Genomic DNA, 21,299 nt, shown 5'->3' with positions numbered 1-21,299 from the left:
ACGCTCGTTGGCGCGCATCCGCTACGCTGTCCCTGGTCGGCCGTTGACGCGTCGCTTTGTCCGCTGATGTGGTACTGCGGAGAGCGTGCACTACGTCTGACCAGCAGGTTTGTATTCCTCGTCGAAGATCCACAGGCTGGATTTTCAACAAGGTTTCCCACAAGCCTCTGCCTTCGTAGCTCAGGGGATAGAGCACCGCTCTCCTAAAGCGGGTGTCGCAGGTTCGAATCCTGCCGGGGGCACCAGCCAAAAGGCCCCGGACCGATCATGGTCCGGGGCCTTTGACATCCACTTTTGACATCAACGAGGGCGATCACGCGCAACCGGCCGCCGCTTGAGCAGCCGATCCATGTGGCTGATCGCCTCGCGCTGCGTGTCCTGCACGACGTGCGTGTACACGTCCATGGTGATGCTGATCTGACTGTGCCCGAGGATCTCCATCACGACTCGGGGCGCGACTCCGGCCGCCGTGAGGAGGGTGGCCGTGCCGTGGCGAGCGTCATGGAGCCGGATGACGCGGAGGCCGGCGGACTCGGCGACGCGGGTGAAAGAACGGTAGACGTTCCGGGGCTCGACCTGGCGACCGGTGCGGGTGGTGAAGACGTAGCCCGACTCGTGCCACTGCTCCCCCGCCTTGGCGCGTGCAGCGGACTGCCGCATGCGGTGCCAGCGCAGCGGGGCGATGCAGAGCGCGGGCAGGGGGACGACGCGTCGGCGGCGGCTCTTGGGGTCGTCGTCGTACAGGACACCACGGCGCCGCTGGGTCTGCTGGCGGACGTAGAGAACGCGGTTTTCGAGGTCGAGGTCGGACCAGCGAAGACCGATGATCTCCCCCCGGCGCAGGCCCATGGCGATGGCGAGCACGAAGGCCGCGTAGAGCGGGTCTCTGCGGGACGCGGCGAGAAAGGCGAGCGTCTCATCCAGGCTCCAGGGCTTCAGCTCCCGGTTGTCCGTGCGGGGCGGCTCGACGAGCTTGGCGACGTTGCGTGTGATCAGCTCCTCGCGGCAGGCGGAGGACAGGGCGGAACGCAGAACGCGGTGCGATTCCTTGGCCGTTGCCGCAGTGGTCTCCTTCTCCAGACGGACGAGAAAGCGGCGCACGTCGGCGACGGCCAGGGATTCGAGCCGCTTGGAGCCGAGCAGCGGCACCAGGTAGAGCCGGACGTGTGACTCGTACTTGTCGTACGTGCTGAGCTTCCGGCGAGGCTTGATCACATTGTCCAGCCAGTACGGCAGCCACTCGGAGAGCTTGGCCGAGCGGGTCGGCACGGGCACGCCCTGGTCGGCCTTGGCGAGCAGCTCCCGGCGCTTGGTGTCGCACTCCTGCCAGGTCTTGCCGTAGGCGAACTTACGGGCGCGGGTGCCGTCCGGCTGGAGCACATAGACGGCGCACTGATAGCGGCCGTCCTTGCGCTTGGTGATCGTGCCCGCCCCGTTGGGGTTGCGCTTGCGCTGGCCGGCCATCAGGCAGCCGCCTCCATTTCGCTGGTGATGTACTCGCGGACAGCCCGTGCGGGGATGCGACGGCACCGGCCGATGGTGATCGAGGGCAGACGACGGGAGCGGATGAGGTCATAGACCGTGGAGCGCCCGAGCTTGAGCCGCGCCATCACGTCAGGCACCGTCAGCAGTTCGTCGTCATGCATGGGTGGGTTCTCCTTCCGTTCCGGGGGCGGGTTCGAGGGATGTGGCGAGCCAGGCTTCGGTGTCGGTCAGGCCGGTTCCGGCGAAGATCCAGTGGGCGAGGACGTACGTCGTGGCGTTCTCGCGCTCGGGCAGGGCTGCAGCGGCTTGGGCGCGGCGCCATTGGGTGCGGGCGTCGCGGAGGGCGCCGAGGGTGGTGGAGTAGCGGCGGGATTTGGTGGAGAAGTGGCCGCGGAAGCCGAGCATGTGGGCCCAGGCGCGCAGGCGGAGGTGTTCGAGGTCTTTGCGGGCGCCGAGGGTCCAGGCGGTTCGGATGAGGCGGCGGGCGTGGTCGCTGATGTCGAGCTGTGCGAGTTCGGCGGCGAACTTCAGCGGCCGGTCGAGAGCTCCCGTGGCGGTCTCGGCGCCCTTGGTGGCGTACTTGGCGATGTACGCGGCCACGGCCCGCTCGGTCAGTTCCTGGCCGTCGTTGAAGTCCGCGGAGCGGATGGTGCGGACGTCGAGTTGGCGGCCGAAGGTGAAGGTGTGGGCGCGGCCGTCGATGACCGGGCCGTCCACGCGGACCTTGGTCGCCGCTGCCTCGATGGCGTCGGTGAGCAATTCGGCCGTGGCCCAGGCCGGAGGTAGGGCGTCTCCCCCGGTAGGGCCGTCAATGCGGATCACGGCGTGGAAGTGGACAGCGCCGCGCTTTTGGTACTCGGCGACCTTGGCGAATGACACGCGTGCGTGTTCACGGAAGCGGCGTTGTGACAGGCCGGCGCGCTTGGCGACTTCCCGGCGGAGGTAGGTGGAGAAGCGCCGCCAGAGCGGCCCGGCGTGAGCGTTCCAGAGAACGGCCGCTTCGTAGTCGTAGGTGTCCGGGTCGAGCGCGGTACCGAGTACGGCGTCGTCCTGGTCGTGGCGGGTGCCGCAGCGGCAGGGGCGCCCGCTGGAAGGACGGTTGTGGACCGGGCCGAAGCTCGGGGCGGTGAAGGTGGCGAAGACGCGGGGGTGGGTGCCGACGTGTTCGGGGACGCCCTTGCCGCCGCGCAGGCCCGAGGTGATCAGGTGGAAGGTGTCACGGCGGTAGACCTCAGCGCAGGCCGCGCAGCGGGTGGTGCGGCGGTTGTTGCAGCGGACGAGGAGGTTCCCGGCCGGGAGGTCGGTGGAGTCGAGGTGCTGGAGGACGCGGCCGATCTCGCCGGTCGTGGTGTCGATGTCGTACTCGGTGCGGTGGCCGTCCAGGCGGATCGGGTGGGTGCAGCCGCCGAGGCCGGAGAGCTGGCGGAGGATACCGGGCAGAGTGCCGTGCTCGGCGAGCTTCGCGAGTTCCGGAAGCGGGGGCGGAGTGGTGCGGGCGAAGATGGCGGTCTCCTTCTGACTGGCTCGGTCAGGAGTTGTGGCCCCGGGGCGGCAGATGCTTGGTCGTGTGTGCCGCCCCAGGTGCTTGGCGCGGTTCAGCGCCGGTTCTGTTCGCGCAGCAGGGAGCGCAGGACCACGGCCGCGACGGCAACGGAGATGGCCGAGACGGCGACGGCGGCCAGGAGCGCGGTGAGGACGACACCACCCATGACCACGGCCGCCACCACGGCGGGGCTGATGTGGACCGCCGGGAGCGTGCGCCGGACGGGCGCCGGGTCGGCCGGGGTGTGGGCGTGTGCGGGCGGCGGGGTGGGGTTGTCGGGGTACTTGGGCAGGAACACGGTTACATCTCCTCATCTACTCGTCTAGGCATGTGAGCCGTTTATGACGTCCACGCCGGTACGCGTGCCGGACTCGATGGCGGGGGCGAGGAAGGTCTGCGAGAGCCAGAAGCCGAAGAGGGCGATCAGTACGACGACCCAGGTGCGGACGCCGAGGAACTTGACCGCGCCCCAGGCGAAGAGGCCGAGGACGACGACGAGCGGCAGGCTGACGGTCACGGTGTGCGGGGTCCCTTCGGAGGATCAGCGGACGGGGCAACGGTGGGTGCGGGCGGCCAGCTCGGCTGCGGCGCGGCTGTCGTAGTCGGCGGAGAAGCCGCAGCGCGGAGCCGTGCATGCGGCGGTGTGCTTCTCACGGCCCCGGCCGTCGTAGGACGTGGCGACCTGGACAGGGCCGATGCGGGTGACGTTGCGGAAGCGGCGGTTGGCGGACATCGGGGTTCCTTTCAGAGGTGGGCGGCGATGGCTTCGGCCATGGGTACGGGGACGCCGAGGCGGGCGCGAAGGGTGGGGGTGTCGATGGGTGTTCCGGTGCGGGTGTGGTGCTCGGCAGCGACCTTGCGGGCGTGTTCGACGAGAGCGGCCGGGACGGCAACGGCAGGCCGCTCGGGCGGCGGTGGCTCCATGGCCGACGGAGTCGGTGACGGTTCCTCCAGGGCGAATTTGCTGGCCGGTTCGGGGGCGGTCTCCTGGTCCACGGGGTCGTCCTTGTGCTCGGTGTTCTCGTCGGTCGTTGTCGGTGTGGTGTGGGCGAGGAGGGTTCCGCCGAGGAAGGCGACGGCGGGCCAGCCTGCGACGAGGATGCGCAGCCAGGCCGGGACGTCGTTCATGTCGAGGAGGCCGGCGGTGGCGACGTTTGCGCCGAGGGAGGCGGCGAGGGCGATGACGAACCAGCACCACCCGGCGGCTTTCGCCTCACCCGAGCGCAGTCGGCGCCAGGCGGCGACGAGCAGCAGGTCGACCGAGACGGGATAGGCCCACGCTTTCCACCCGTCCTGTCCGGCCGCCAGGGCGATGTCGTGCAGGTGGGCAAAGGACAACGCGGCGGCGATGAGCGCCTGGACGAGCACCGCGTCGACACGGGCCAGTTGGGCGCGCATGATGCGGCTCCTTTTCGGGTTCAGGCGTGGCAGGGGTAGGGACGTGGCGCGAGACGGTCACGCCGACCGGATTGGGAGTGAGGCTCAGTCGGTCACCGGGCGCGGCTGTACTACCGGGGCGGTGGACTCGACGGGCCGTACGGGCACGTAGGGCTGGAACGGCTTGAGCGCGGGCAGGTCGGGCACCAGGTGGGCCGCATCCCGGCAGATCTCGGCGGCGGCGCCGAGGGAGAGGTACGGGGTGCGGATGCGGGACCAGCCGCCGGAGGTGTCACCGGCCACGGCCAGGCCAGGCAGCTCGGGAGCGATGGCGCAGGCGGCGAAGACCGCCTCGGGGGCGATGTCGCCGAGGGCCATCTTCGCGGAGGCTTCGTCGTTGACGCGGTGGCAGACCCGGCCGGTGAGCTGGGCCCGGAGCATGGTGGCGCCCTTGCCCAGCTCGGCGCCGAACCTCTGCCCGCATACCTCCAGGTAGATCCCGGCGGCGCGGCCGAGCTGGGCGAGCCGGATGAGCTGGGTGACCATCTCGTCCCGGCGTTCCTCGTCCTTCTTCGTGGCGACGAGGAAGAGTTCGGCCACCTCGTCGACGAACAGCACGATCGGTACCGGGCGTTCGCTGTCGGGCAGGCCCCAGATGTCGGAGGTGATCTCCTCGTCGGGAGTGCCGGGGGCGATTCCCTGCCGGGCCTTGATCAGGTCGTAGCGATCCTCCATTTCCTTGATGAGTACGGGCAGCAGCTCGGCGGCTTCGTCGGGGTCGGTGGCGAGAGCGGAGAGCCGGGAGGCGAACGGCGCCAGCTCCACACCGCGCTTGCAGTCGATGCCGACCAGGGCGACGGCCTGCCGGGCGAGCCCAGTGATCAGGTGGCGCAGGTACATGGACTTGCCCGACAGCGTGGCGCCGAGGGTTAGTTGGTGAGGGATGGTCCGGTAGTCGCGCACGAACGGGGTCGCGTCCTCTCGCAGCGCCACGGGCACCTTGAGGATTTCGGCGGTGGTTTTGCGCGGCATCCGCACGTTCCGCAGCACATCGAAGCCGACGAGCCGCAGTTCGACCACGCCCGGCTTGACCGTCGTCACGTACACGGCGTGCACGCCCCAGGCATGCCGCAGCCGTTCGGCCGAGGCTGCGACGTCGGCGGGTTCCTGTCCAGGGGCGAGCCGGAGGCGGAGCCGCAGCCCGGTCGAGGTGGGCCGGATGATGCCCCGCCGAGGCGGTACCGGCCGGACCTCCCGCCGAGTGGTGGCCTTGACGGCGAGGACCCGCAGCCGGGACGGCGCCACGGTCAGCCCGCACGCCTCCATGACCGAGCCGTAGGAGCCGAGGAGCCGGGCGGTGGATATCGGCAGGCCGACCGTGGGCCAGTACACGCGGGGGTGCTTGCCCCGGGCGTAGGCGGCCCCGCCACCGAGTGCGGCGACAGGACCACCCACCTCCAGAAGTGTCACCAGATCGGACATCAGGCGGTGGCCCCCATGGCGGCCGGGAAGGCGGCCGGAGTCACCGCGGCGGCGCGGAAGGCGATGCCGTGACGCTGCTGTCCGTTGAACACCGACTCCCACGGCCGGGCGACCAGCCCCGGCAGCGCGACCGGCGCCCCCAGCGTCAGCCCTTCGGCCACACCGCCTTCCGGCACGGTGACCTTGAACAGCGACGACTCCCCGTCCTCGATGTAGACGACGCCGATCGTCATCAGCGCTTCCCCGCTGACGGCGTCCTTGGCGATCTCGCCCGTCTGCCGGTCCCGGACCTTGGGCTCAGGGGCCTCGGTCAGCAGGATCGTGGCGGCCGAGGTCTCAACACGAATGGTGCGCAAGGCAGTTCACCCATCTACTCGTCTATACATGATGCGGTCTGTGAACCCGATCTCCGGGCTCACGCGGACCACCCTGCCACACCACTTGCCCACTCGTCTATACGAGTATGCCTGTTGGGGTGTACGAGCCGGAGAAGCACCCCCGCGCACCACCGCAAATCACCTCATCACGTCGCCGGGAGCTGATACGACAGCACGTACGCGTCCGCCGCCATGACCGTGTCGCAGACCTCCACGGCCCGCCCTTCGGCGTCGAAGGCGGTGCGGATCAGGTGAATGACCGGCACACCGGAGGCCAGCCGCAGCGTCTTCACCTCGGCGGGCGAGGGCATCCGGGCGCGGATCTCCTCCTCGAAGTGGTCGAGGCGATGGCCCAGCTCCTCCAGCCGGGCGTAGATGCCGCCGGGGCCGGGGTTGGGTTCGGCGATCGGCGTACCGCGCGCGATGTCGAGGGGGAGATAGGACGTGGCGAACTCGACCGGACGACCGTCGAGGAGATACCGGCGCCGACGAGCCAGCACCCGCCGCACGGACCCAAGCCGGGTCGAGACGTCCTGACTGGCCTTCTCTTCCTTCACCTCAAGACTGTCGACCTGGGGGTGACTGCCGGCGGCGTTCGCTTCGACGATGAAGGCGGACTTGCCCTGCTCGCGGTGGCGCCGGGCGAACCGGTCGGAGGCGAGACGCCGCACGGGCGGCCGTGGTCGCACGAAGACGCCCTTGCCGTGCTCGGCGTGCACGAGTCCTTCGCCCTGGAGGACGGAGAAGGAGTTTCGGACCGTCATCCGGGATACCCCGTAGTGATCGACAAGTTCCGCTTCCGAGGGCAGCTTCTCGCCCTCCTTGAACCGCCCACGGTCGATGGCCTCGCGCAGCTGGTCGGCGATCTGCCGAAAGACCGCACGATCGCTCGTGGGGTCGAGATCGCCGAGGAGGCCGGAAGGAAGAGAGGGCACGTGTACTCCTTTAGATATCTAGACGAGTGGGCATTTGTTGTTGCTACGGTGGAGAGCCTAGCCAGCCGAGAGGGCCGAGGAACGTGAGCACCGACCGTCCGCACTCCGTGAGCGTCGCCGGAGTCATCGTCGACGACCAGGGCCGCGCCCTCTTGATCAAGCGCCGCGACAACGGCCACTGGGAACCGCCGGGCGGAGTCCTCGAACGCGAGGAAACCATCCCGGAGGCCCTCCAGCGCGAAGTGCTCGAAGAGACCGGCATCAAGATCGCGCTCCCCGCGACCCTGACCGGCGTCTACAAGAACATGACGGGCCTGATCGTCTCGCTGGTCTTCCGGTGCGAGGCGGCCGACGGCACACCGACCACCGGCGACGAGACCCGCGCCCTGCGCTGGGCCACCCGTGAAGAAGTCACCGAGCTTGCCGACGAGGCGTACGCGATCCGCGTCACCGACGCATTGGACGCAGCGTCCCCGCCGGCCATCCGCGCCCATGACGGCGTGAAACTCGTCTAGCCCGAACCCGCTGCACATGGCGGCCTACCAGCACGAAGGAACTTGTATGCACGAGTATACGAGCACCGCCCGGGTCTGGGGACTCACTTGCCCAGGTTTTCCCGAAGAGGTGAGCCGGGCCCGCCGCTGGACCCGCGACATCCTGCGCGGATCACCCCTTGCCGACGACGCCGAACTGATCGTGAGCGAACTGAGCGCGAACGCGATCCTCCACACGGCCAGCGGCCTGGAGACGGGCAGCTTCCACCTGGCCCTAGCGGTGACCCGGAACGTGATCGCCTTGTCAGTGACGGACGGAGGAGGCACCGGTACGGCCCCGAAGGCCGAGCACCAGGACGCCGAGGCCGAACACGGCCGGGGCCTGGGCATGGTCACCGCACTCGCCCACCGAGTCGCCATCCACGGCAGCAAGGCCGGCTACACCGTCACCGCGGAACTCTTCACCGGCACCCGACCGGGAGACCGTCTGTGCTGAAGGACGAGACCCGCCGCGGCTACTGGTGTGAGTGCTGGACCGAAAACCTTGACCGAGAAGGCGGGTTAGAGCTCCAGGGGTCGTTCGACGCCTACTCGGCGCCGCAGGCCGACAGATGGGTTGCCGTCGCGCTCCGCACGATCTCACCGGCGTTCGACCCGGACGCATCCGCCCAGGCGTGGGAGTGGCTGTACGACGGCCGCATAGAGACCCGTCGAGCCCTCTTGCGCTGCGAGCCCTGCACTGTGTCAGTCACCCACAACAAGACCCGCATCACCTGGACAATCCGACCAGTGGTCTTCCTACCGCTCGCGCACCGCGAAGGCAGGCAACTGCCGTCATGTGCATACGACTTCAAGCCCCGACCGGACCAGCAGACCATGTCTAGTCCCAGGTGATGTTTGACGTTCTGGTCCCAGCTGATGCTTGACGGTGGGCCTAGACAACATCGGACACCTTGTAGGGCTTGTTCGCTTTCACGTTGCGGACGGGCATGTCGGTGGTGCGCTGGATGACCCGGGCCTGACCGTCCAGCTCGACGGTGATCGTCGACTCCGACACGTGCATGATCACCGTCTGCCCCGCGTAGGGCCGGCCGAGGTGGACGACCTGGCGGCAGACCATGACCGTGCCGACCGCGCTGACCCGCCGCTGGACCCGCACCGGCTCCATCCGGGGCCGGGGCGGCGGGCCCGCGGGCCGCAGGCCGTGCAACCGCTGCACCTCCTCGCTGGTGAGCGGGTTGGGCCGCACTCGCAGCAGCTCCCTCGAGGTCAGGTCGAAGAACGACAGCGTGGCCTCCTCGATACGGATGCTCACCCGCCGCCCGCCGAGGATCTCCGCCGCCAGCACCTGGCGCCCGCCCAGGCCCACCAGTCCGTGGTTGTTCACTGTCCGGTCCACCTCGAACGCAGTGCCGTCACCCGTCGGCAGCGGCGACGGCCCCGCCGCACGCCCACCCCGGGCTGCCAGCTGGGCCAGGTCCGCCACCGACAGGTGGGACCGCACCGACTTGATCCGCGACCCGGCGATCAGCAGGTGGATCACCTGCGTGTCGGCCCAGAACGTCACCGTCAGGCCCGAGCGGGCCGGGCCCAGCCAGAACTGCTTGCCCGCGACCTGCAGATTCCCACTCACAGGCACCACCCGCTCGAACTCCACCGGTCCGCCGTCCTGCACCTGCGCCGATGGCGCGATCTCCTCAAGCGGACTGACCGGCATCGCCTCAGCCGGTTCCTGCTCGGCGGGGGCAGGCCTCTGCTGCGGCACCAGCCCGAGCACTCCGGGCACCCGCAGGCCCAGCACATCCCGTTCCTGCTCGGGAACCGGGGTGAACTGGTCCGACGGAGACTGCATGTCCAGGGCCTGATGCGGCCGCACGGAGTTGTATTCCTCCACCCACGCATCCAGCGCCGCCTGAGCCGCCCCGATGCTCTCGAACGCCCCGCAGTCGTCGAGGAGTTCACGCCGCAGCGTCTGATGGAACCGCTCCACCTTGCCCGTCGTGGTCGGAGACGCCGGCTGGGTCAACCGGTGCGCGATCCCGTTCTCCCGGCAGATCCGGTCGAACAGCACCTCACCCCCGGGCCCGAACCGGTCGGTGAACTGCTTGCCGTTGTCGGTCAGCACCTCTTCCGGCACCCCGAACCTCTGCAAGGCCCGGGCGAACGCCGCACAGACCGCCCGCCCGGTCGCCCGCTCGACCACCGACGCGATCACGCAATACCGGGAATGGTCATCCACACCGGTCACGACCTTCGCCTCGGACAGTTCGCCGGTGACCTGGTTGACCAGCATGACCCCGCCGACGATGTCCATCTGCCACAACTGCATCGCACGGTCGCGCTGCCAGCGCTTGTAATCGGACCGCTTCCGGCGCCGCACTCCCGGCTCCACCAGCCCATGGCGGACCAGGATCCGATACACGGTCATCCGTGACGGCACCGGATCCACCGTCCCGGACTTCTCCAGCACATGAGCGACCCGCCGCGGCCCCCACTTCGGATGTTTGCGCCGCAGTTCGCACACAGCCGCCTCCACGTCGGCAGACGCCTGATGCGGACACGACGCTGGCCTGCGCGACCGGTCCGCCAGCCCGGCCAGCCCCGCGGCCTCATACCGAGACTTCCACCCGCTCACCGTCTGCCGCGACACACCCAGCTGCGCGGCAACCTCCGTCACCGTCGAACCCGCCAGCACCGCAAGCACAGCCCGGTATCTCTGCTCGACAACCGACAACTCCACCAGCGCCAATCCCGGCCTCCCCACACACGCCGCAACGACGCGCACAGAAAAGCCGAACACGGCCACTGTCAACCATCAGCTGGGACCGAAGTGTCAAGCATCTACCGGGACCGGACAGGACCAGCAGACCAACTGAGTTACAACCTTCTTTACCGATTCAAGGCGGCTCGCTCCGCTCCCCGCCCGCGGCCCGGCCCCCGGCCGGGCCTGCGCTCCTGCCTCCGTCCCGCTCCAGCCCGGCCGGTGTCCGTGCCGCGCGCACAGCGATCAGCCGCCTGATGTCAGAGAAGGGCTACGTCGTGGCTGGGGCGGTCGGCTCCGCGGCTTTACGGAGCCACTTTGGCGCGAGCCTCGAAGATCATGGCCCCAACGTCGTGCTTTAACGGGCAGGTCCACAGACCGCCCGACGCGCCGGAAGCTTACGGAGCCATGATCACTCGCGCCAAAGCAGCGCCACCCCAAAGCCGCTCCACCGACCTCGTCCTCACCTCCAGTGGCAGTGCACGGCCACTTGTGGTGGTCTGGTGTTAAGGGTTTCGTTCGCTCGACAGCTTGACAGGGGGAGCGGTCATGGAGCATTCACGATCCCTCAACATTCTGGCTTCTCAAATTGCCACGAGGGCAGAAAAGAATGAGCCAGAAACTCTCGTTCGAACTTTCGTGAAGGTACAGCCCCTCACGGACGCCCTGCGTGGACCAGATAACCAGATCCTCTACGGTCGACGAGGCACAGGAAAGACCCACACCCTTTACCACTTGGCCGCCACAGTGCGGGAATCTGGGGACCTTCCAATATACCTAGATCTGCGCCATATCGGATCCAATACGGGCCTGTATGCGGATGACAGCGAGCCTATAAGCCTAAGAGGAACAACCCTGCTCGTTGACATCCTTGAGGGAATTCACAGCGCTCTTCTGGCGAGCGCGATAGAAGAGAACGAATTTGAATGCATGCTGCACGTGCTGGATGAATTTGTTGACGCAAGCACTCAGGTAAAAGTCAAAGGGGACGTTTCAGAGACAGAAGAGATAGCGAGAGACGATATCCAAGAATCCGGGAGTCGGGGGAATGTAAAAGTATCCTCGAAGGGGATAGAGGCTGGCATTGAGTCCAGCAGCAAGAGGTCTGCAAAGAGCGCAAGCAAGAGGTCGCGCCAACGATGGGGAACAGAAATTCCGAGGGTGGTTTTCGGACAACTGAGGTCTGCGGCAGAGAAGATAGCGAACGAGGTGCATCCTCATCGGATTTGGATACTCCTGGACGAGTGGACTAGCATCCCTCTGCCGCTCCAACCAATCCTGGCAGATATGTTGCGTAGAACCATCTTTCCCCTGCGTGGATGGGTCGTCAAGATTGGGGCAATCGAACGGCGATCCCGCTTCTATCAACCTGCACGACAGACCTCCGACTCCTTGGGATTCGAGCCCAGTGCTGACACCGGAGCCTCCTTGAATCTGGACGAGCATCTCCAGGAAGGAGAAGCGGGACGAGAAGCGCGAATATTCTTCGCCGAGCTCATCTACCGCCACCTAGAGGTGCTGCTAAAGGAGTACAACAGGGGAATCCCCTACCCGGATCGCAACGCTCTCATTCACGACCTATGCGGGCCGGGGGCTTTCGAGGAACTCGTGAGGGCCGCGGAAGGCATTCCACGAGACGCAATTCAGCTGCTAGGTAAGGCAGCACTCTGCGCCGGACAAAACAAGATCCAGCGGTCCCACGTCCGTAAAGCGGCAATGAAGCATTTCACCATGGATAAGGAGGTTACGGTCACACAAAACAAATCCGCTTGGTCGCTGTGGAAAAGGATAGAGAGGGCTGTCGTGATCGAGGGTAGATCCCGAACCTTCCTAGTGAAGAGAAGAAGCGACCCTCCTACCTCACTTTTGGATCTTCATGACGCGCGCCTGATTCACCTCATTCGGCCAGCACTTACCACCAAGAGGCAGCGGGGCGAGTTGTACGACGGGTATTGTGTCGATTACGGGTCGTATGTCAATTTGCTCGATGAGGCCGAAATAGATGCCGCATGGGACGTCCGAAATTCTCCCTGGCGGTATTCAGAAAAGGATTATTACCTTTCGGAGGATTTCGACGCAAGTAAAGTGATCAGAATCCACAAAAGCGATCAACACGCTCGCCGGTCCGCATAATAGAGCCTGACTTCTTTCGCAGAATGCTTCTCATGAGGCTTTACCCCGATTTTGGGCATCCGGAAGGTGTGGGGGCGGCACCCTGGTTCGAAGTCCGTGACGGCAAGGTGTACACGGCCTTCGGACACCCCCACGGAATAAGTGCCGCACCGTGGTTCCAAGTCCGCGATGGGAGGCTGTATCCGGACTTCGGGCATCCTGACGCCACGGGTACGGCGCCCTGGTTCGAAATCCGGGACGGCAAGGTGTACACCGACTTCGGACACCCCTTGGGCATGGTGGCCAACCCCTGGTATGCAGTGCGGTGACGCTTGGGTGCGGCCCTCTGACCCCTCGTCAGCGTCTTGGGCCTCTTCGACAAGGCCAGGGCCCCGTCGGGCCGTGGAGGGCTCGGCTCCCCGAGATCATGGCCCACCCTCCTTGTGCACACCGGGGTTACTCGACCGCATCGGCCGAGCCCGCAATGCCGAGGTGTGCCGCGAGTTAGGCTTGCTTCGTGTCCTCGGCCAACGAGACAGGAGCTCGCTGATGGGTGTCTCGCCGTACTCGACGGGCGGCGGAGGCACGGTGTTGGAACACCGCTATGCCGCAGTCCTTCTCTCTTCCCTGCTGACACGCGGTCCGCTAGAGGAGCTCGGCGACCCGGTGCTTATACCGGTTGAGATCAAGCTGCAGGCGAGTCAGTTCAGCAAGGTCGACGACATCCTGATCATCGGCAGGCCACAAAATGGTGATGAGGAGTTCCGTGTAGGTATCGGTGTCCGCCGAGATCCTGAGTTCGTGCCGTCGAACGGATCAACCGTGGCCCTGATCGGCAGCTTCCTGATGGAGATCTCCGAACACTGGCAAGAGATTCAGCAAGGCCGTTACCGGCTGGTTCTCGCGGTTGCAGACCGTAACGTCCACGGGCATGAGGTCGCCAGCTTGACCCTGATCGCGGCCGGAAGAGGGCCGGATCAATTTCGAATCGAAGCTGCCTGTTCGGGCCCTACGAATGAGAAGGTGCGAGCCCGCCTCCGCGAGCTCGACAAGGTGGTGGCTACGGCAGCAGCAGCCCGTGGAATCGATACCGCCATCGTATCCCCCGAAGAACTGACTTGGCGTCTTTTGTCTGCTCTGCGGGTCAAGCACATCCGCTTGGAAAGCGGTGACGAACGCGATCGGACTGAGGCGGTCAACCGGCTACGCAACGTGGCCTCTGAAGATTCCCCAAGAGCAGCGGAGGAGGTACTCAGTCGGATCGAGCATCTGGTGGGTGACTGGGCCCCTGCCGCCGCTCATGTCACCGAGGCCATGCTGCGCCAGTACCTGGCTCCACGCCTAAAGCCCCGCTTTCTCTCACTGGGGGACAGGCAGCGCCCGGCGGAAGTCGAGCCTGACGCTCTGCTGCGAGGACCGATTGCCCATCTTGGACTGGCCGAGGAGCTCAAGGAAGCCCATGCTCTCGAGGGGCGGGCCCCCAGCGCCGCGGCAGTTCATTACGAGCGCGTCGCCGCCGCCCTTGAGGATTCGACATGGGCCCCATTTGCGCTGGCAGTGCGTCAACGGCAGTCCGACGCTCACCATCAGGCCGGAGAGCACACAGCCAGCGTTGTCGCTGGCTTGGCAGTACTGGCCAGAGCATTATCTTCAGGCGAGGTGTGGCGTGGTGTGGCAATTAGTCAGCGACTCGCAAGTGATCAGGTCGAGGCGCCGGGCGAGCTGATCCGCGCGGCGAACGCTCTCGGTGATCTCGCAGCTTACGAGCACTTTCACCCGGTCACCCTAGATGAGGTTTCGGCCAGCATCGACGATCTTAATGCCAGCGATCCATATGGCTTATTGTCCGCTACCTGGTTCGCAGAGCATGCCATTGCAGCTGGTCGACTGGACCTATTGAGACCGCGAGAAGCCGCCTTGTCCAGCTTCGCCGCCACTACCAATCAGGGCGATGAGCTGTTGCTTGCGCGGCTGCGAGCATGCATGGCTGATGTCGACCTCACCGGAACTGCGTGGATCGCACTTGCCCGATCCGCCCGAGCCGACTTCCCCCGGCCAATCACCGCGCTTCTGTTGGCTCGCCATGGCAGATACTTGGCCAACCGCGGCCAGGCCCAAGAGGCCCTCGACCGCTATGACGAGGCGATCGAGCGCGCTGTCCAGTGCGGCAATCACCTGGACGCTGCGGTATGGACCGAGGCCCACAACCTTGTCCGTATCCGTTACGACCTACAGGGCCACAGGATCGGCGAGGCGTACCCCACGGCGACTGTCCTACGTTCTGCCGGGAATGGCAGCGCCATGCCACAGCCGTTCTCCGCCCGCGAACGGGCCCTGGGTCGACTAGCAAACCAGGCCAGTCCAGCTGAGATATTGCAGAGTTTCACCCAGTACCTGCGACAGGCTGTGGCCTCCGCCGCCTGGCTCGAGGAACGCGAAGCCCACGAAATACTCGGCCGCACTCATCTCGACAACGGAGAGCCTGCATCAGCCGTCAGCCATTTCATCACGGCTGGTGCTGACAAGGCTCTCGAACGGCTCAGCGGTCGTTTGCCCGAGGCACCGTTCTCTCTACCGGTTCCTGAAGACCTGCCTGACCACCCACCGTGGAGACGGCACAGCACTTTCGTCGCTGTGCAAGTGGCTGCTGACCTGATACCTGATGACGACGCCCGCAACTGGGCCGACGCGGCTTTGACGGAGATCGCCAACGAACAGCCCGTTCCTTTCGGAACCCGCGACCCACGGAGGGCAGCCTTCGGTGCCTTCGGTCGGTTGGCTAACGCATCGACCACCGCGCAGGCCCTGCACTTCCTCGATGCCACCTCCAGGGTCCTGGAGAGTACGGCACGCCGCGATCGCACCCGCGACGAAGCGTACGCGCACGCACTCATCGATATTGCTCTGCGGCACTCCGGCCCACTCCAAGTGGAGGCCATCGACCGCGTCTGTCATGGCCTATTGATCGACGCATTCATAGCCAACACAGTGCTCGGGCAAGGTGAGGCAGCGCTCCGTCTCCAGCCGTCAGTGGTCCATGAGCGCTGCACCACGGCAGCTACGACTAATAACGCAGACGCCGCCCTCGCCTTGATCTTGGCAGGAGCGCCGGCTCACGCAGCTCGACCATTGGCACGGAAATTCCTTGATCGAGCCCTCGGCCAATGCGACAGCCCTGACCCGGCCCTCACCGCAACGCGGGCACAAGCGGCTCTCCTGATCGGGCATCTTCTACAGTCGACCGAGCAGCAGTCCTTCGCAGAGGCCATGACAGCCCGTGTTCGCAGCCAGCAGCACACAGCTCACGTACGCCAAGATGCACTTGATGCACTCGCGATCCTTGCTCCCTACTTGAGCACGGAACAACGCGCCCGCTCATTCAATGCAGCCCTGGAAGCGGCTGAAGGCGTCCTCGACGGCAGCGCCCAAGATGATCTCGCCATTGCGAACGCCTACGACCGTTTCCAGTTGAACATGGGACTGACCACCTTGCGCTACCACGGCATGTCAACAGCGGCCCACCTGGCTGACACCTCGGCTGATGCCCAACAGATCATCGATCTCGCGCTTCCATGTCTCGCCCAAGTAGAAGGCAATGCCGAACGCCTCACGGTGGAAGCCCTTGGCAAGCTCTCGCCAGCGCATAGCTTGCTACCTCCGACCGTCTTGGCCGGCCACTCTTCAGAGCGCGTTCGTGCTTTGGCAGCCCACCTGTGGTGCGTCACGGGTTGCACACCGGAACAACTGGGTCCCGGCCTGGCAACAGATCCAAGTCCGTGGGTGCGCTACGCCCTTGCTAAGAGCCTTCCCCACGACAAGAGCCATGCCGACCTACAAAACATGCTCCGCGGTGACTGTCGTCGATCAGTACGCACTGCTGCAGGGGGACCGACGGCCCTGTAGTTGAACTTTCCTCGCTCGCCGTACGGTTCGTGCCAGACCCGTGCCAGATCGTGCGGGGAACCACGGGGAATACCGGAGAGCCAATCGACCGCAAACCAGCCACCGACACCGCTCCACCGCAGGTCAGACGCTGAGCAGACCCCAGATGCCCTTAGCTTCCCAAGCTGATGGCTCAGCACCGTCATAGCGGCCTGGCCGTCGTGGCTCCTCTGGTCGACGGCATTGGCAGCTTGGCTGAGGCCGGTGGGGGTGCAGCGAGGCACACGCGTGCGTGGTCGGTCGGCGCACCCGCCGTCGTGGCTGACTGTCATCGGCTGAGGTTCGGACGGGCGCATCGAGAGCGCCGGCGTCCAGTCGGGTGCGGCGACGCTGGGCCGTCCCTGGGCCGTCCGCGGGTGCTCAACAGTCCGATGACGACCAACGACGACCACCAGGCGCACGAGCCCACCGCCCTTGACCAGCAAAAACCCAGCTCACAAAGATCCCCGGCAAGACCCAGGGCAAGAAGAAGTGGCCTACCTCGAAGGCGTTGCAGTCCTCCTACGCACGTCTGAAGCTCCGTGGAGATTAGAGCTTCGGCCAATCACGGAATTCGGCTCGCCTTTTGAAACTGCGCGAACATGCGCTCAGCCAGCTCATAAATCGGGTTACCGGACATCACCATGACGCATGGGGAGTCCGCGCCATGGCGCCTTTCCGAGTAAGGGGTAATGAATGCCCACTTCTCCGTTATGACGAGACGCGCAACGATCGGCAGATCATAAAGGCGCATTTCGGCACGTTCGAGGCGGGCTATCCTGTTCCGCACATATTGCACATTGCTGCGTATGCTCTCCTCGATCATTCGATCACCTTGGCCACCATCGTAAGAAAGAGCCTCCTGCTGATGGTCGTCGATCCAGGTTCCCGGCCCTGACCTCTCCGGGTCGGGCAGTAAGATCTTGATTTCCTTGCGATCAGCCTCTGCCCACAATGCGCGGAAGGTATCTCTCTGCAACTCATTTCCTCGACCAGCCAAGATCCTGACTTCTTGCGCTCCAGCCAAGCGAGTAGAGATTTCTGCGGCAGCGCTGCGCTGAGTCGCAAACCTCTCTACAATTTCCGCATTCATGCTTTTCAGGAGCGTGTGCCTGACTCTTAGTCGAGCGGAAGGTGAGGCGATCCAACCCAGGAAGGCAAATGCAGCGCTGACTACTACGGAACTGACAACACCTGCCCAGAATTCGTTCATGTTCCGGTCCCCTCCTCGGCTACTTGAGCAGGCTCCCCAAGCTCGGCCAAAGTCAATCTGATTTCGGCAAAACTACGCTCATCGCTGGATGTTCATCGCGGACCGATATGAGCGCAAATGGATAGCCAAGCCCGGGTCGTCGAGGACAGCCCCGACAGACAGGTGGGCCACGTGCCAGACTCGTTCCGGTCGTACGAGAAGCTGCGGCGTCCGCTGGGAGCCAAACCTGCGGCCGTCATGCACCAAGGCGCCTCTGTCACCGCACCGACGCGCCCTTCGCGACAACCGCCCCGCAGATCCCTACGCGGACCCCACATGAGTGTCTAACTGCGTGACAAGGCCGACGAACAACGGCTGACGCCCGCGGACGTCAGCGCAGGTGAGAGGCGCACCAGCCCAAGGCAGCACCCCTACCCAAGTTGCTTCGGGACGAAGCGGTCGCTCCGTTAGGGTGCCCCGCATGACCGACGAGGCCCCGACCTGTCCTGAGTGCAGCCAGCCCATGAAGGCCGGCGGCCTTGTCCTCGTCAAACGGGAGGACGATGGCCGCCGGACCTGCCGGGCACTGTGGCGGTGTACCGATCGGCACATCTGGTGGAGCTGGGCAGACCGGCCGGACGAACCATTGGAGGTCTGCCCGGTCCCGCAACTGTTCCGCTGACATCCAGCGTTGACATCAACGAGCACGGACGGCGGCGACAACCAGCGGTCATGTACGGCGCCAGTGCGCGAAGCGAGTCCCCACGACGGCGAACCCGGATCGAACTCCTAAAGCGGGTGTCGCAGGTTCGAATCCTGCCGGGGGCACAGCAAAGGGCCAGCTCAGGAGGGTTTCCTCCCAGGCTGGCCCTTGGTCGTGTTCGGGGGCGTGCCACACGCGAGCCACTACGTCCACTCGGCAGCTCGTCAGGCGGAAGGGATACCCGCTACTCCGTGGAAAAGGGCGCGTACCCGTCCGTCACCTCGCTGACCTGCAGGTCCGAAAAGAGCAGGGTGAGGCGGTGCGCGTTGGTCTCGATGCGAACCTCATGGAAGTCGATCCCCAAGGCTTGCGCCCAACGACGGGTCGCTTCCGACTCCAGGAGGACCTTCGCACCTGGGTACAGGGAGTGCCACTTCACGCCCCAGACGTAGCCGTCGAGGTCGACGCCCGTCTCATGGTCGATGAGGCGGTCGTCCAAGGAGACACGCCAGGTCTCCGGCAGCACGGACGATTCGCACCGGGCCTCAACGCAGTACCGGAAGAGGTACCGCAGATACGCCGGCTCGACGTCTGTGCGGGGATCCGCCGTCACATAGACGATGACCTCGTAGTCGCGCATGTAGCTGGTGTATCCGTGGTGGACGACGGCGTGATCGAAGATCTCGTCCAGCATCTGTTCAAGCACTGCGGCGTCCATGCGACCGTTTCTATCCCACACGATCAGCCCCTGACAGCCTGATATCTACAGGTGCCAGGGGCTGAGGACTCCACAAGGGTCGCTGAAACGAGTCTTGGCCGGAAGCTTCCTCTCCCCCGCTTTCGCGGATCACGGCCCCGAGCCGATCAGCGATGGTGCGGGGCTGGCGACGTGCGCGACGGATCGATACCCCGCTGTTCAGGTCTTGCGGGACGGGGTCAGTCATTGCGGATGCTGAGCAGGTCGCCGGGTTGGCAGTTCAGTTCGCGGCAGATCGCGGTGAGGGTGGAGAAGCGGATCGCCTTCGCCCTGTCGTTCTTGAGGATGGAGAGGTTGACCACTGTCACCCCGACCCTGGCCGCCAGTTCGGACAGGGTCATGCCGCGCTCGGCCAGCAGTCGGTCCAGGTGGACCTGGACCCGGTGTTCCTCTTCTGGAGGCATCAGACCAACCCCTCTGTATCGGCACGCAGCTTCGTTCCGCGTCGGAAGACTTCTCCCAGCGCCAGGATGAGGAACGCCAGCAGCACGTACTCGCCGGTGAAGGTGACCGAGAACGGAACCTGCTCGGCCATGGGGGTACCACTCACTAGTATTTCTGTGGTGAGGGTCGGCAGTACCGGGGCAAGGAGGGCGTGCACCAGCACCGCGAGTCCTATGACGCTCAGGCGTCGCGCGTTCACCGGCACGAAGACGTCGCCGCCGCGCAGGGTCCGGGCCATCCTGAAGAGGAGAGCCAGGATGAGGAACAGGAGCAGGCTGCCGACGATTTCCGGCAAGGCCAGCAGCAGGCGCTGACCCAGGTTGGGGTCGGCGAGGACGAGATCCGCCCGGTGGGTGCCGGTGAGAGTCATACCGTGCCCCGCCACCGCATCAGTCACGATTCCCGGTACCCGGGTCGCTGTCGCGGCCTCAACCTCGCGGGTGTCCGTCGGATCCATCAGACCCGCCACTCCGAGGGCCGGAAACAGCACCCCGAAGGCGCCGACCAACAGAGCAGCCAGGCCCAGAGCTGCCTCCAGCAGCCGGCTGTCGGTCTGGCTCCACCAGGACTTGGCACCCATATTTTCCCCTCACCCACTCCATGCGTATCGTTTATCGATACTATCGATAAACGATACGCCGCCTGTCAAGGAGAGGTACCGGCACAGCGAGCCTGTTCACCTGAAAATGCCGTCCGTGGCTGGAGCGAAGGTCCACTCGGGCTGTAGAGCATCCGTCAGCGGGCGATCTCAAGGTTCGCGAGGACGAGCAGGGCCCGCAGGAGCATGGTCACCGTGCCGGGCGTGGCGATTGACACGCTCGTGCTACTCGCAGACGTAATCGTCAGCAGGTGATGGCCTGTCACGAGCCGGTTCGCGGGTTCTGGGGTGGTCCGGCCGAGGCGTCTCGTAGGTTCCACAACGGGAGGGAAGCGGCATGGTGGACGTGCTGACGTGGACGATCGAGCGGCGGATGCGACTGACTGAGCCGGCCGAGCTGCTGCGTAAGAAGCTTCAGCCGGGACCCTGTACCGCCCCCTGAGGGCGTGGTGATCGTCAATCTGGGCAGCGCAAGGCGCTGGCGAGGTAAGCGTTGCGGGTTCTGATGAGGCGGGGCATGTACCAGCTCAGGACAGTGCGGTCGGCGACACGTCCGAGGAATCCGAACGGCGAGGCAAAGTCGATGACGTCCCTCATGACGGTGCCGCCAGTGCCGTCCGGCTCGAAGTGATGACTGTGATGCCATCGCTTGAAGGGGCCAGCGTCCTGCTCGTCCACGAAGCATTGGGGCGGGTCATACGCCGTAATGCGGGCGGTGAGTCGCCAGGTCAGGCCGAAGTGGCGGGCCTGGAAGGTCACCGTGTCGCCGAGTGAGAGTCCGCCTCGGGTCCTGCCGCCGACCGCCCGCTCCGACGAATCGGCCATCGACCGCGTGTGTGCTTCCACGTCGAGGCATGCCTCGAACACCCGGTCCGGGGGTGCGGCGACGGCTGTCACGATCTCGAAGTGCGGCACCGGGCCATCCTAGAAAAGCGTGCTTGATCGCCGGTCGGTGGGGCCGGCGTGGTCAAGGGGTGGCGGGCATCCAGGGGCTGCCTCGCATGGCTTGCACGAGGACGTCGAGCATGGGCTGGTCCTGGCGGGCCGCGGTGGCGAGGTAGGTGCGGATCGCGGCGAAGTCCTGGGCGCCTTGCAGGGTCCGCAGGAGCCCACGGTGT

The 21,299-nt window shown here is 65.7% G+C and carries 21 protein-coding genes and 1 tRNA gene; 6 read left to right on the top strand and 16 right to left on the bottom strand.

Going from position 1 to position 21,299, the window contains the following annotated elements:
* The first annotated feature begins 169 nt into the window (after positions 1–169).
* Positions 170–245, top strand: a tRNA-Arg gene (locus tag ACZ9QC_RS24525).
* A gap of 55 nt (positions 246–300) precedes the next feature.
* Here the strand turns inward: ACZ9QC_RS24525 and ACZ9QC_RS24520 are convergent.
* The 10 genes from ACZ9QC_RS24520 to ACZ9QC_RS24475 all read right to left on the bottom strand — a co-directional run bounded on the left by ACZ9QC_RS24520 (position 301) and on the right by ACZ9QC_RS24475 (position 7,199).
* Positions 301–1,464: a tyrosine-type recombinase/integrase gene (locus tag ACZ9QC_RS24520; protein ID WP_472915088.1), complete on the bottom strand. Its 1,164-nt coding sequence runs from the start codon at positions 1,462–1,464 to the stop codon at positions 301–303.
* Entirely contained in the window at positions 1,464–1,646 is a 183-nt protein-coding gene (locus ACZ9QC_RS24515) for a helix-turn-helix domain-containing protein (RefSeq protein ID WP_141594888.1), read from the bottom strand. The genes ACZ9QC_RS24520 and ACZ9QC_RS24515 overlap by 1 nt, the downstream gene beginning before the upstream one ends.
* The gene (locus ACZ9QC_RS24510) at positions 1,639–2,925 is read right to left on the bottom strand and encodes a replication initiator (protein WP_472921790.1); all 1,287 of its coding nucleotides are present in this window, start codon (positions 2,923–2,925) and stop codon (positions 1,639–1,641) included. The genes ACZ9QC_RS24515 and ACZ9QC_RS24510 overlap by 8 nt, the downstream gene beginning before the upstream one ends.
* A gap of 155 nt (positions 2,926–3,080) precedes the next feature.
* Positions 3,081–3,326 carry a SpdD protein gene (locus ACZ9QC_RS24505; protein ID WP_472921789.1) on the bottom strand — a complete coding sequence of 82 codons (246 nt, stop codon included), beginning with the start codon at positions 3,324–3,326 and terminating at the stop codon, positions 3,081–3,083.
* Between the two features lie 24 nt (positions 3,327–3,350).
* Positions 3,351–3,545 (bottom strand): hypothetical protein, encoded by a 195-nt coding sequence (locus ACZ9QC_RS24500; RefSeq protein WP_099963512.1) that lies wholly within the window; start codon positions 3,543–3,545, stop codon positions 3,351–3,353.
* Positions 3,546–3,569: 24 nt separating this feature from the next.
* A complete protein-coding gene (locus tag ACZ9QC_RS24495; RefSeq protein WP_031059711.1) occupies positions 3,570–3,761 on the bottom strand; it encodes a mobile element transfer protein in 192 nt (63 codons plus the stop codon).
* Between the two features lie 11 nt (positions 3,762–3,772).
* A complete protein-coding gene (locus ACZ9QC_RS24490; protein ID WP_472915087.1) occupies positions 3,773–4,426 on the bottom strand; it encodes a DUF2637 domain-containing protein in 654 nt (217 codons plus the stop codon).
* An 84-nt stretch (positions 4,427–4,510) separates the two neighbouring features.
* Positions 4,511–5,887, bottom strand: a complete 1,377-nt coding sequence (locus ACZ9QC_RS24485) for an FtsK/SpoIIIE domain-containing protein (protein WP_472915086.1) — start codon at positions 5,885–5,887, stop codon at positions 4,511–4,513.
* Entirely contained in the window at positions 5,887–6,243 is a 357-nt protein-coding gene (locus tag ACZ9QC_RS24480) for an SCO3933 family regulatory protein (protein WP_466310176.1), read from the bottom strand. The genes ACZ9QC_RS24485 and ACZ9QC_RS24480 overlap by 1 nt, the downstream gene beginning before the upstream one ends.
* Before the next feature lie 167 nt (positions 6,244–6,410).
* Entirely contained in the window at positions 6,411–7,199 is a 789-nt protein-coding gene (locus tag ACZ9QC_RS24475) for a GntR family transcriptional regulator (RefSeq protein ID WP_364713187.1), read from the bottom strand.
* Between the two features lie 107 nt (positions 7,200–7,306).
* Here ACZ9QC_RS24475 and ACZ9QC_RS24470 point away from each other — a divergent pair, with 107 nt between their 5' ends.
* The 3 genes from ACZ9QC_RS24470 to ACZ9QC_RS24460 are packed head-to-tail and all read left to right on the top strand — an operon-like array spanning position 7,307 to position 8,587.
* The gene (locus tag ACZ9QC_RS24470; RefSeq protein ID WP_099963725.1) at positions 7,307–7,714 is read left to right on the top strand and encodes an NUDIX hydrolase; all 408 of its coding nucleotides are present in this window, start codon (positions 7,307–7,309) and stop codon (positions 7,712–7,714) included.
* Between the two features lie 46 nt (positions 7,715–7,760).
* Positions 7,761–8,189 (top strand): ATP-binding protein, encoded by a 429-nt coding sequence (locus ACZ9QC_RS24465; RefSeq protein ID WP_472915085.1) that lies wholly within the window; start codon positions 7,761–7,763, stop codon positions 8,187–8,189.
* Positions 8,183–8,587 (top strand): hypothetical protein, encoded by a 405-nt coding sequence (locus tag ACZ9QC_RS24460; RefSeq protein WP_472915084.1) that lies wholly within the window; start codon positions 8,183–8,185, stop codon positions 8,585–8,587. Before ACZ9QC_RS24465 ends, ACZ9QC_RS24460 begins: the two co-directional genes overlap by 7 nt.
* 40 nt (positions 8,588–8,627) lie before the next feature.
* Here ACZ9QC_RS24460 and ACZ9QC_RS24455 read toward each other — a convergent pair whose 3' ends face one another.
* Positions 8,628–10,427: an IS481 family transposase gene (locus ACZ9QC_RS24455; RefSeq protein WP_472921788.1), complete on the bottom strand. Its 1,800-nt coding sequence runs from the start codon at positions 10,425–10,427 to the stop codon at positions 8,628–8,630.
* Positions 10,428–11,003: 576 nt separating this feature from the next.
* On the opposite strand from ACZ9QC_RS24455, the gene ACZ9QC_RS24450 reads away from it, so the two are divergent.
* On the top strand, positions 11,004–12,587 hold the full coding sequence (locus ACZ9QC_RS24450; RefSeq protein WP_472915083.1) for an ORC-CDC6 family AAA ATPase: 1,584 nt from the start codon (positions 11,004–11,006) through the stop codon (positions 12,585–12,587).
* A gap of 567 nt (positions 12,588–13,154) precedes the next feature.
* The gene (locus tag ACZ9QC_RS24445; RefSeq protein WP_472915082.1) at positions 13,155–16,469 is read left to right on the top strand and encodes an ATP-binding protein; all 3,315 of its coding nucleotides are present in this window, start codon (positions 13,155–13,157) and stop codon (positions 16,467–16,469) included.
* Between the two features lie 583 nt (positions 16,470–17,052).
* Here ACZ9QC_RS24445 and ACZ9QC_RS24440 read toward each other — a convergent pair.
* The 5 genes from ACZ9QC_RS24440 to ACZ9QC_RS24420 all read right to left on the bottom strand — a co-directional run bounded on the left by ACZ9QC_RS24440 (position 17,053) and on the right by ACZ9QC_RS24420 (position 21,096).
* Entirely contained in the window at positions 17,053–17,700 is a 648-nt protein-coding gene (locus ACZ9QC_RS24440; RefSeq protein WP_472915081.1) for a hypothetical protein, read from the bottom strand.
* 926 nt (positions 17,701–18,626) lie between these two features.
* A complete protein-coding gene (locus ACZ9QC_RS24435; protein ID WP_472915080.1) occupies positions 18,627–19,100 on the bottom strand; it encodes a YxiG-like protein in 474 nt (157 codons plus the stop codon).
* Between the two features lie 218 nt (positions 19,101–19,318).
* The gene (locus ACZ9QC_RS24430; RefSeq protein WP_472915079.1) at positions 19,319–19,543 is read right to left on the bottom strand and encodes a helix-turn-helix domain-containing protein; all 225 of its coding nucleotides are present in this window, start codon (positions 19,541–19,543) and stop codon (positions 19,319–19,321) included.
* The gene (locus tag ACZ9QC_RS24425; protein WP_472915078.1) at positions 19,543–20,163 is read right to left on the bottom strand and encodes a DUF2975 domain-containing protein; all 621 of its coding nucleotides are present in this window, start codon (positions 20,161–20,163) and stop codon (positions 19,543–19,545) included. The genes ACZ9QC_RS24430 and ACZ9QC_RS24425 overlap by 1 nt, the downstream gene beginning before the upstream one ends.
* A gap of 474 nt (positions 20,164–20,637) precedes the next feature.
* A complete protein-coding gene (locus ACZ9QC_RS24420; protein WP_472915077.1) occupies positions 20,638–21,096 on the bottom strand; it encodes an SRPBCC family protein in 459 nt (152 codons plus the stop codon).
* Positions 21,097–21,299 lie beyond the last annotated feature (203 nt).

Source organism: Streptomyces sp. HUAS MS02 (genome assembly GCF_055702265.1).
This window is presented reverse-complemented; position numbering and strand designations above follow the sequence as displayed.

Excerpts from the sequence above, each read along its gene's own strand:
- ACZ9QC_RS24515 (WP_141594888.1), bottom strand. The coding sequence starts at position 1,646 with ATGCATGACGACGAACTGCTGACGGTGCCTGACGTGATGGCGCGGCTC.
- ACZ9QC_RS24520 (WP_472915088.1), bottom strand. The coding sequence starts at position 1,464 with ATGGCCGGCCAGCGCAAGCGCAACCCCAACGGGGCGGGCACGATCACC.
- ACZ9QC_RS24485 (WP_472915086.1), bottom strand. The coding sequence starts at position 5,887 with ATGTCCGATCTGGTGACACTTCTGGAGGTGGGTGGTCCTGTCGCCGCA.
- ACZ9QC_RS24440 (WP_472915081.1), bottom strand. The coding sequence starts at position 17,700 with ATGAACGAATTCTGGGCAGGTGTTGTCAGTTCCGTAGTAGTCAGCGCT.
- ACZ9QC_RS24490 (WP_472915087.1), bottom strand. The coding sequence starts at position 4,426 with ATGCGCGCCCAACTGGCCCGTGTCGACGCGGTGCTCGTCCAGGCGCTC.
- ACZ9QC_RS24435 (WP_472915080.1), bottom strand. The coding sequence starts at position 19,100 with ATGGACGCCGCAGTGCTTGAACAGATGCTGGACGAGATCTTCGATCAC.
- ACZ9QC_RS24495 (WP_031059711.1), bottom strand. The coding sequence starts at position 3,761 with ATGTCCGCCAACCGCCGCTTCCGCAACGTCACCCGCATCGGCCCTGTC.
- ACZ9QC_RS24450 (WP_472915083.1), top strand. The coding sequence starts at position 11,004 with ATGGAGCATTCACGATCCCTCAACATTCTGGCTTCTCAAATTGCCACG.
- ACZ9QC_RS24430 (WP_472915079.1), bottom strand. The coding sequence starts at position 19,543 with ATGCCTCCAGAAGAGGAACACCGGGTCCAGGTCCACCTGGACCGACTG.
- ACZ9QC_RS24465 (WP_472915085.1), top strand. The coding sequence starts at position 7,761 with ATGCACGAGTATACGAGCACCGCCCGGGTCTGGGGACTCACTTGCCCA.
- ACZ9QC_RS24425 (WP_472915078.1), bottom strand. The coding sequence starts at position 20,163 with ATGGGTGCCAAGTCCTGGTGGAGCCAGACCGACAGCCGGCTGCTGGAG.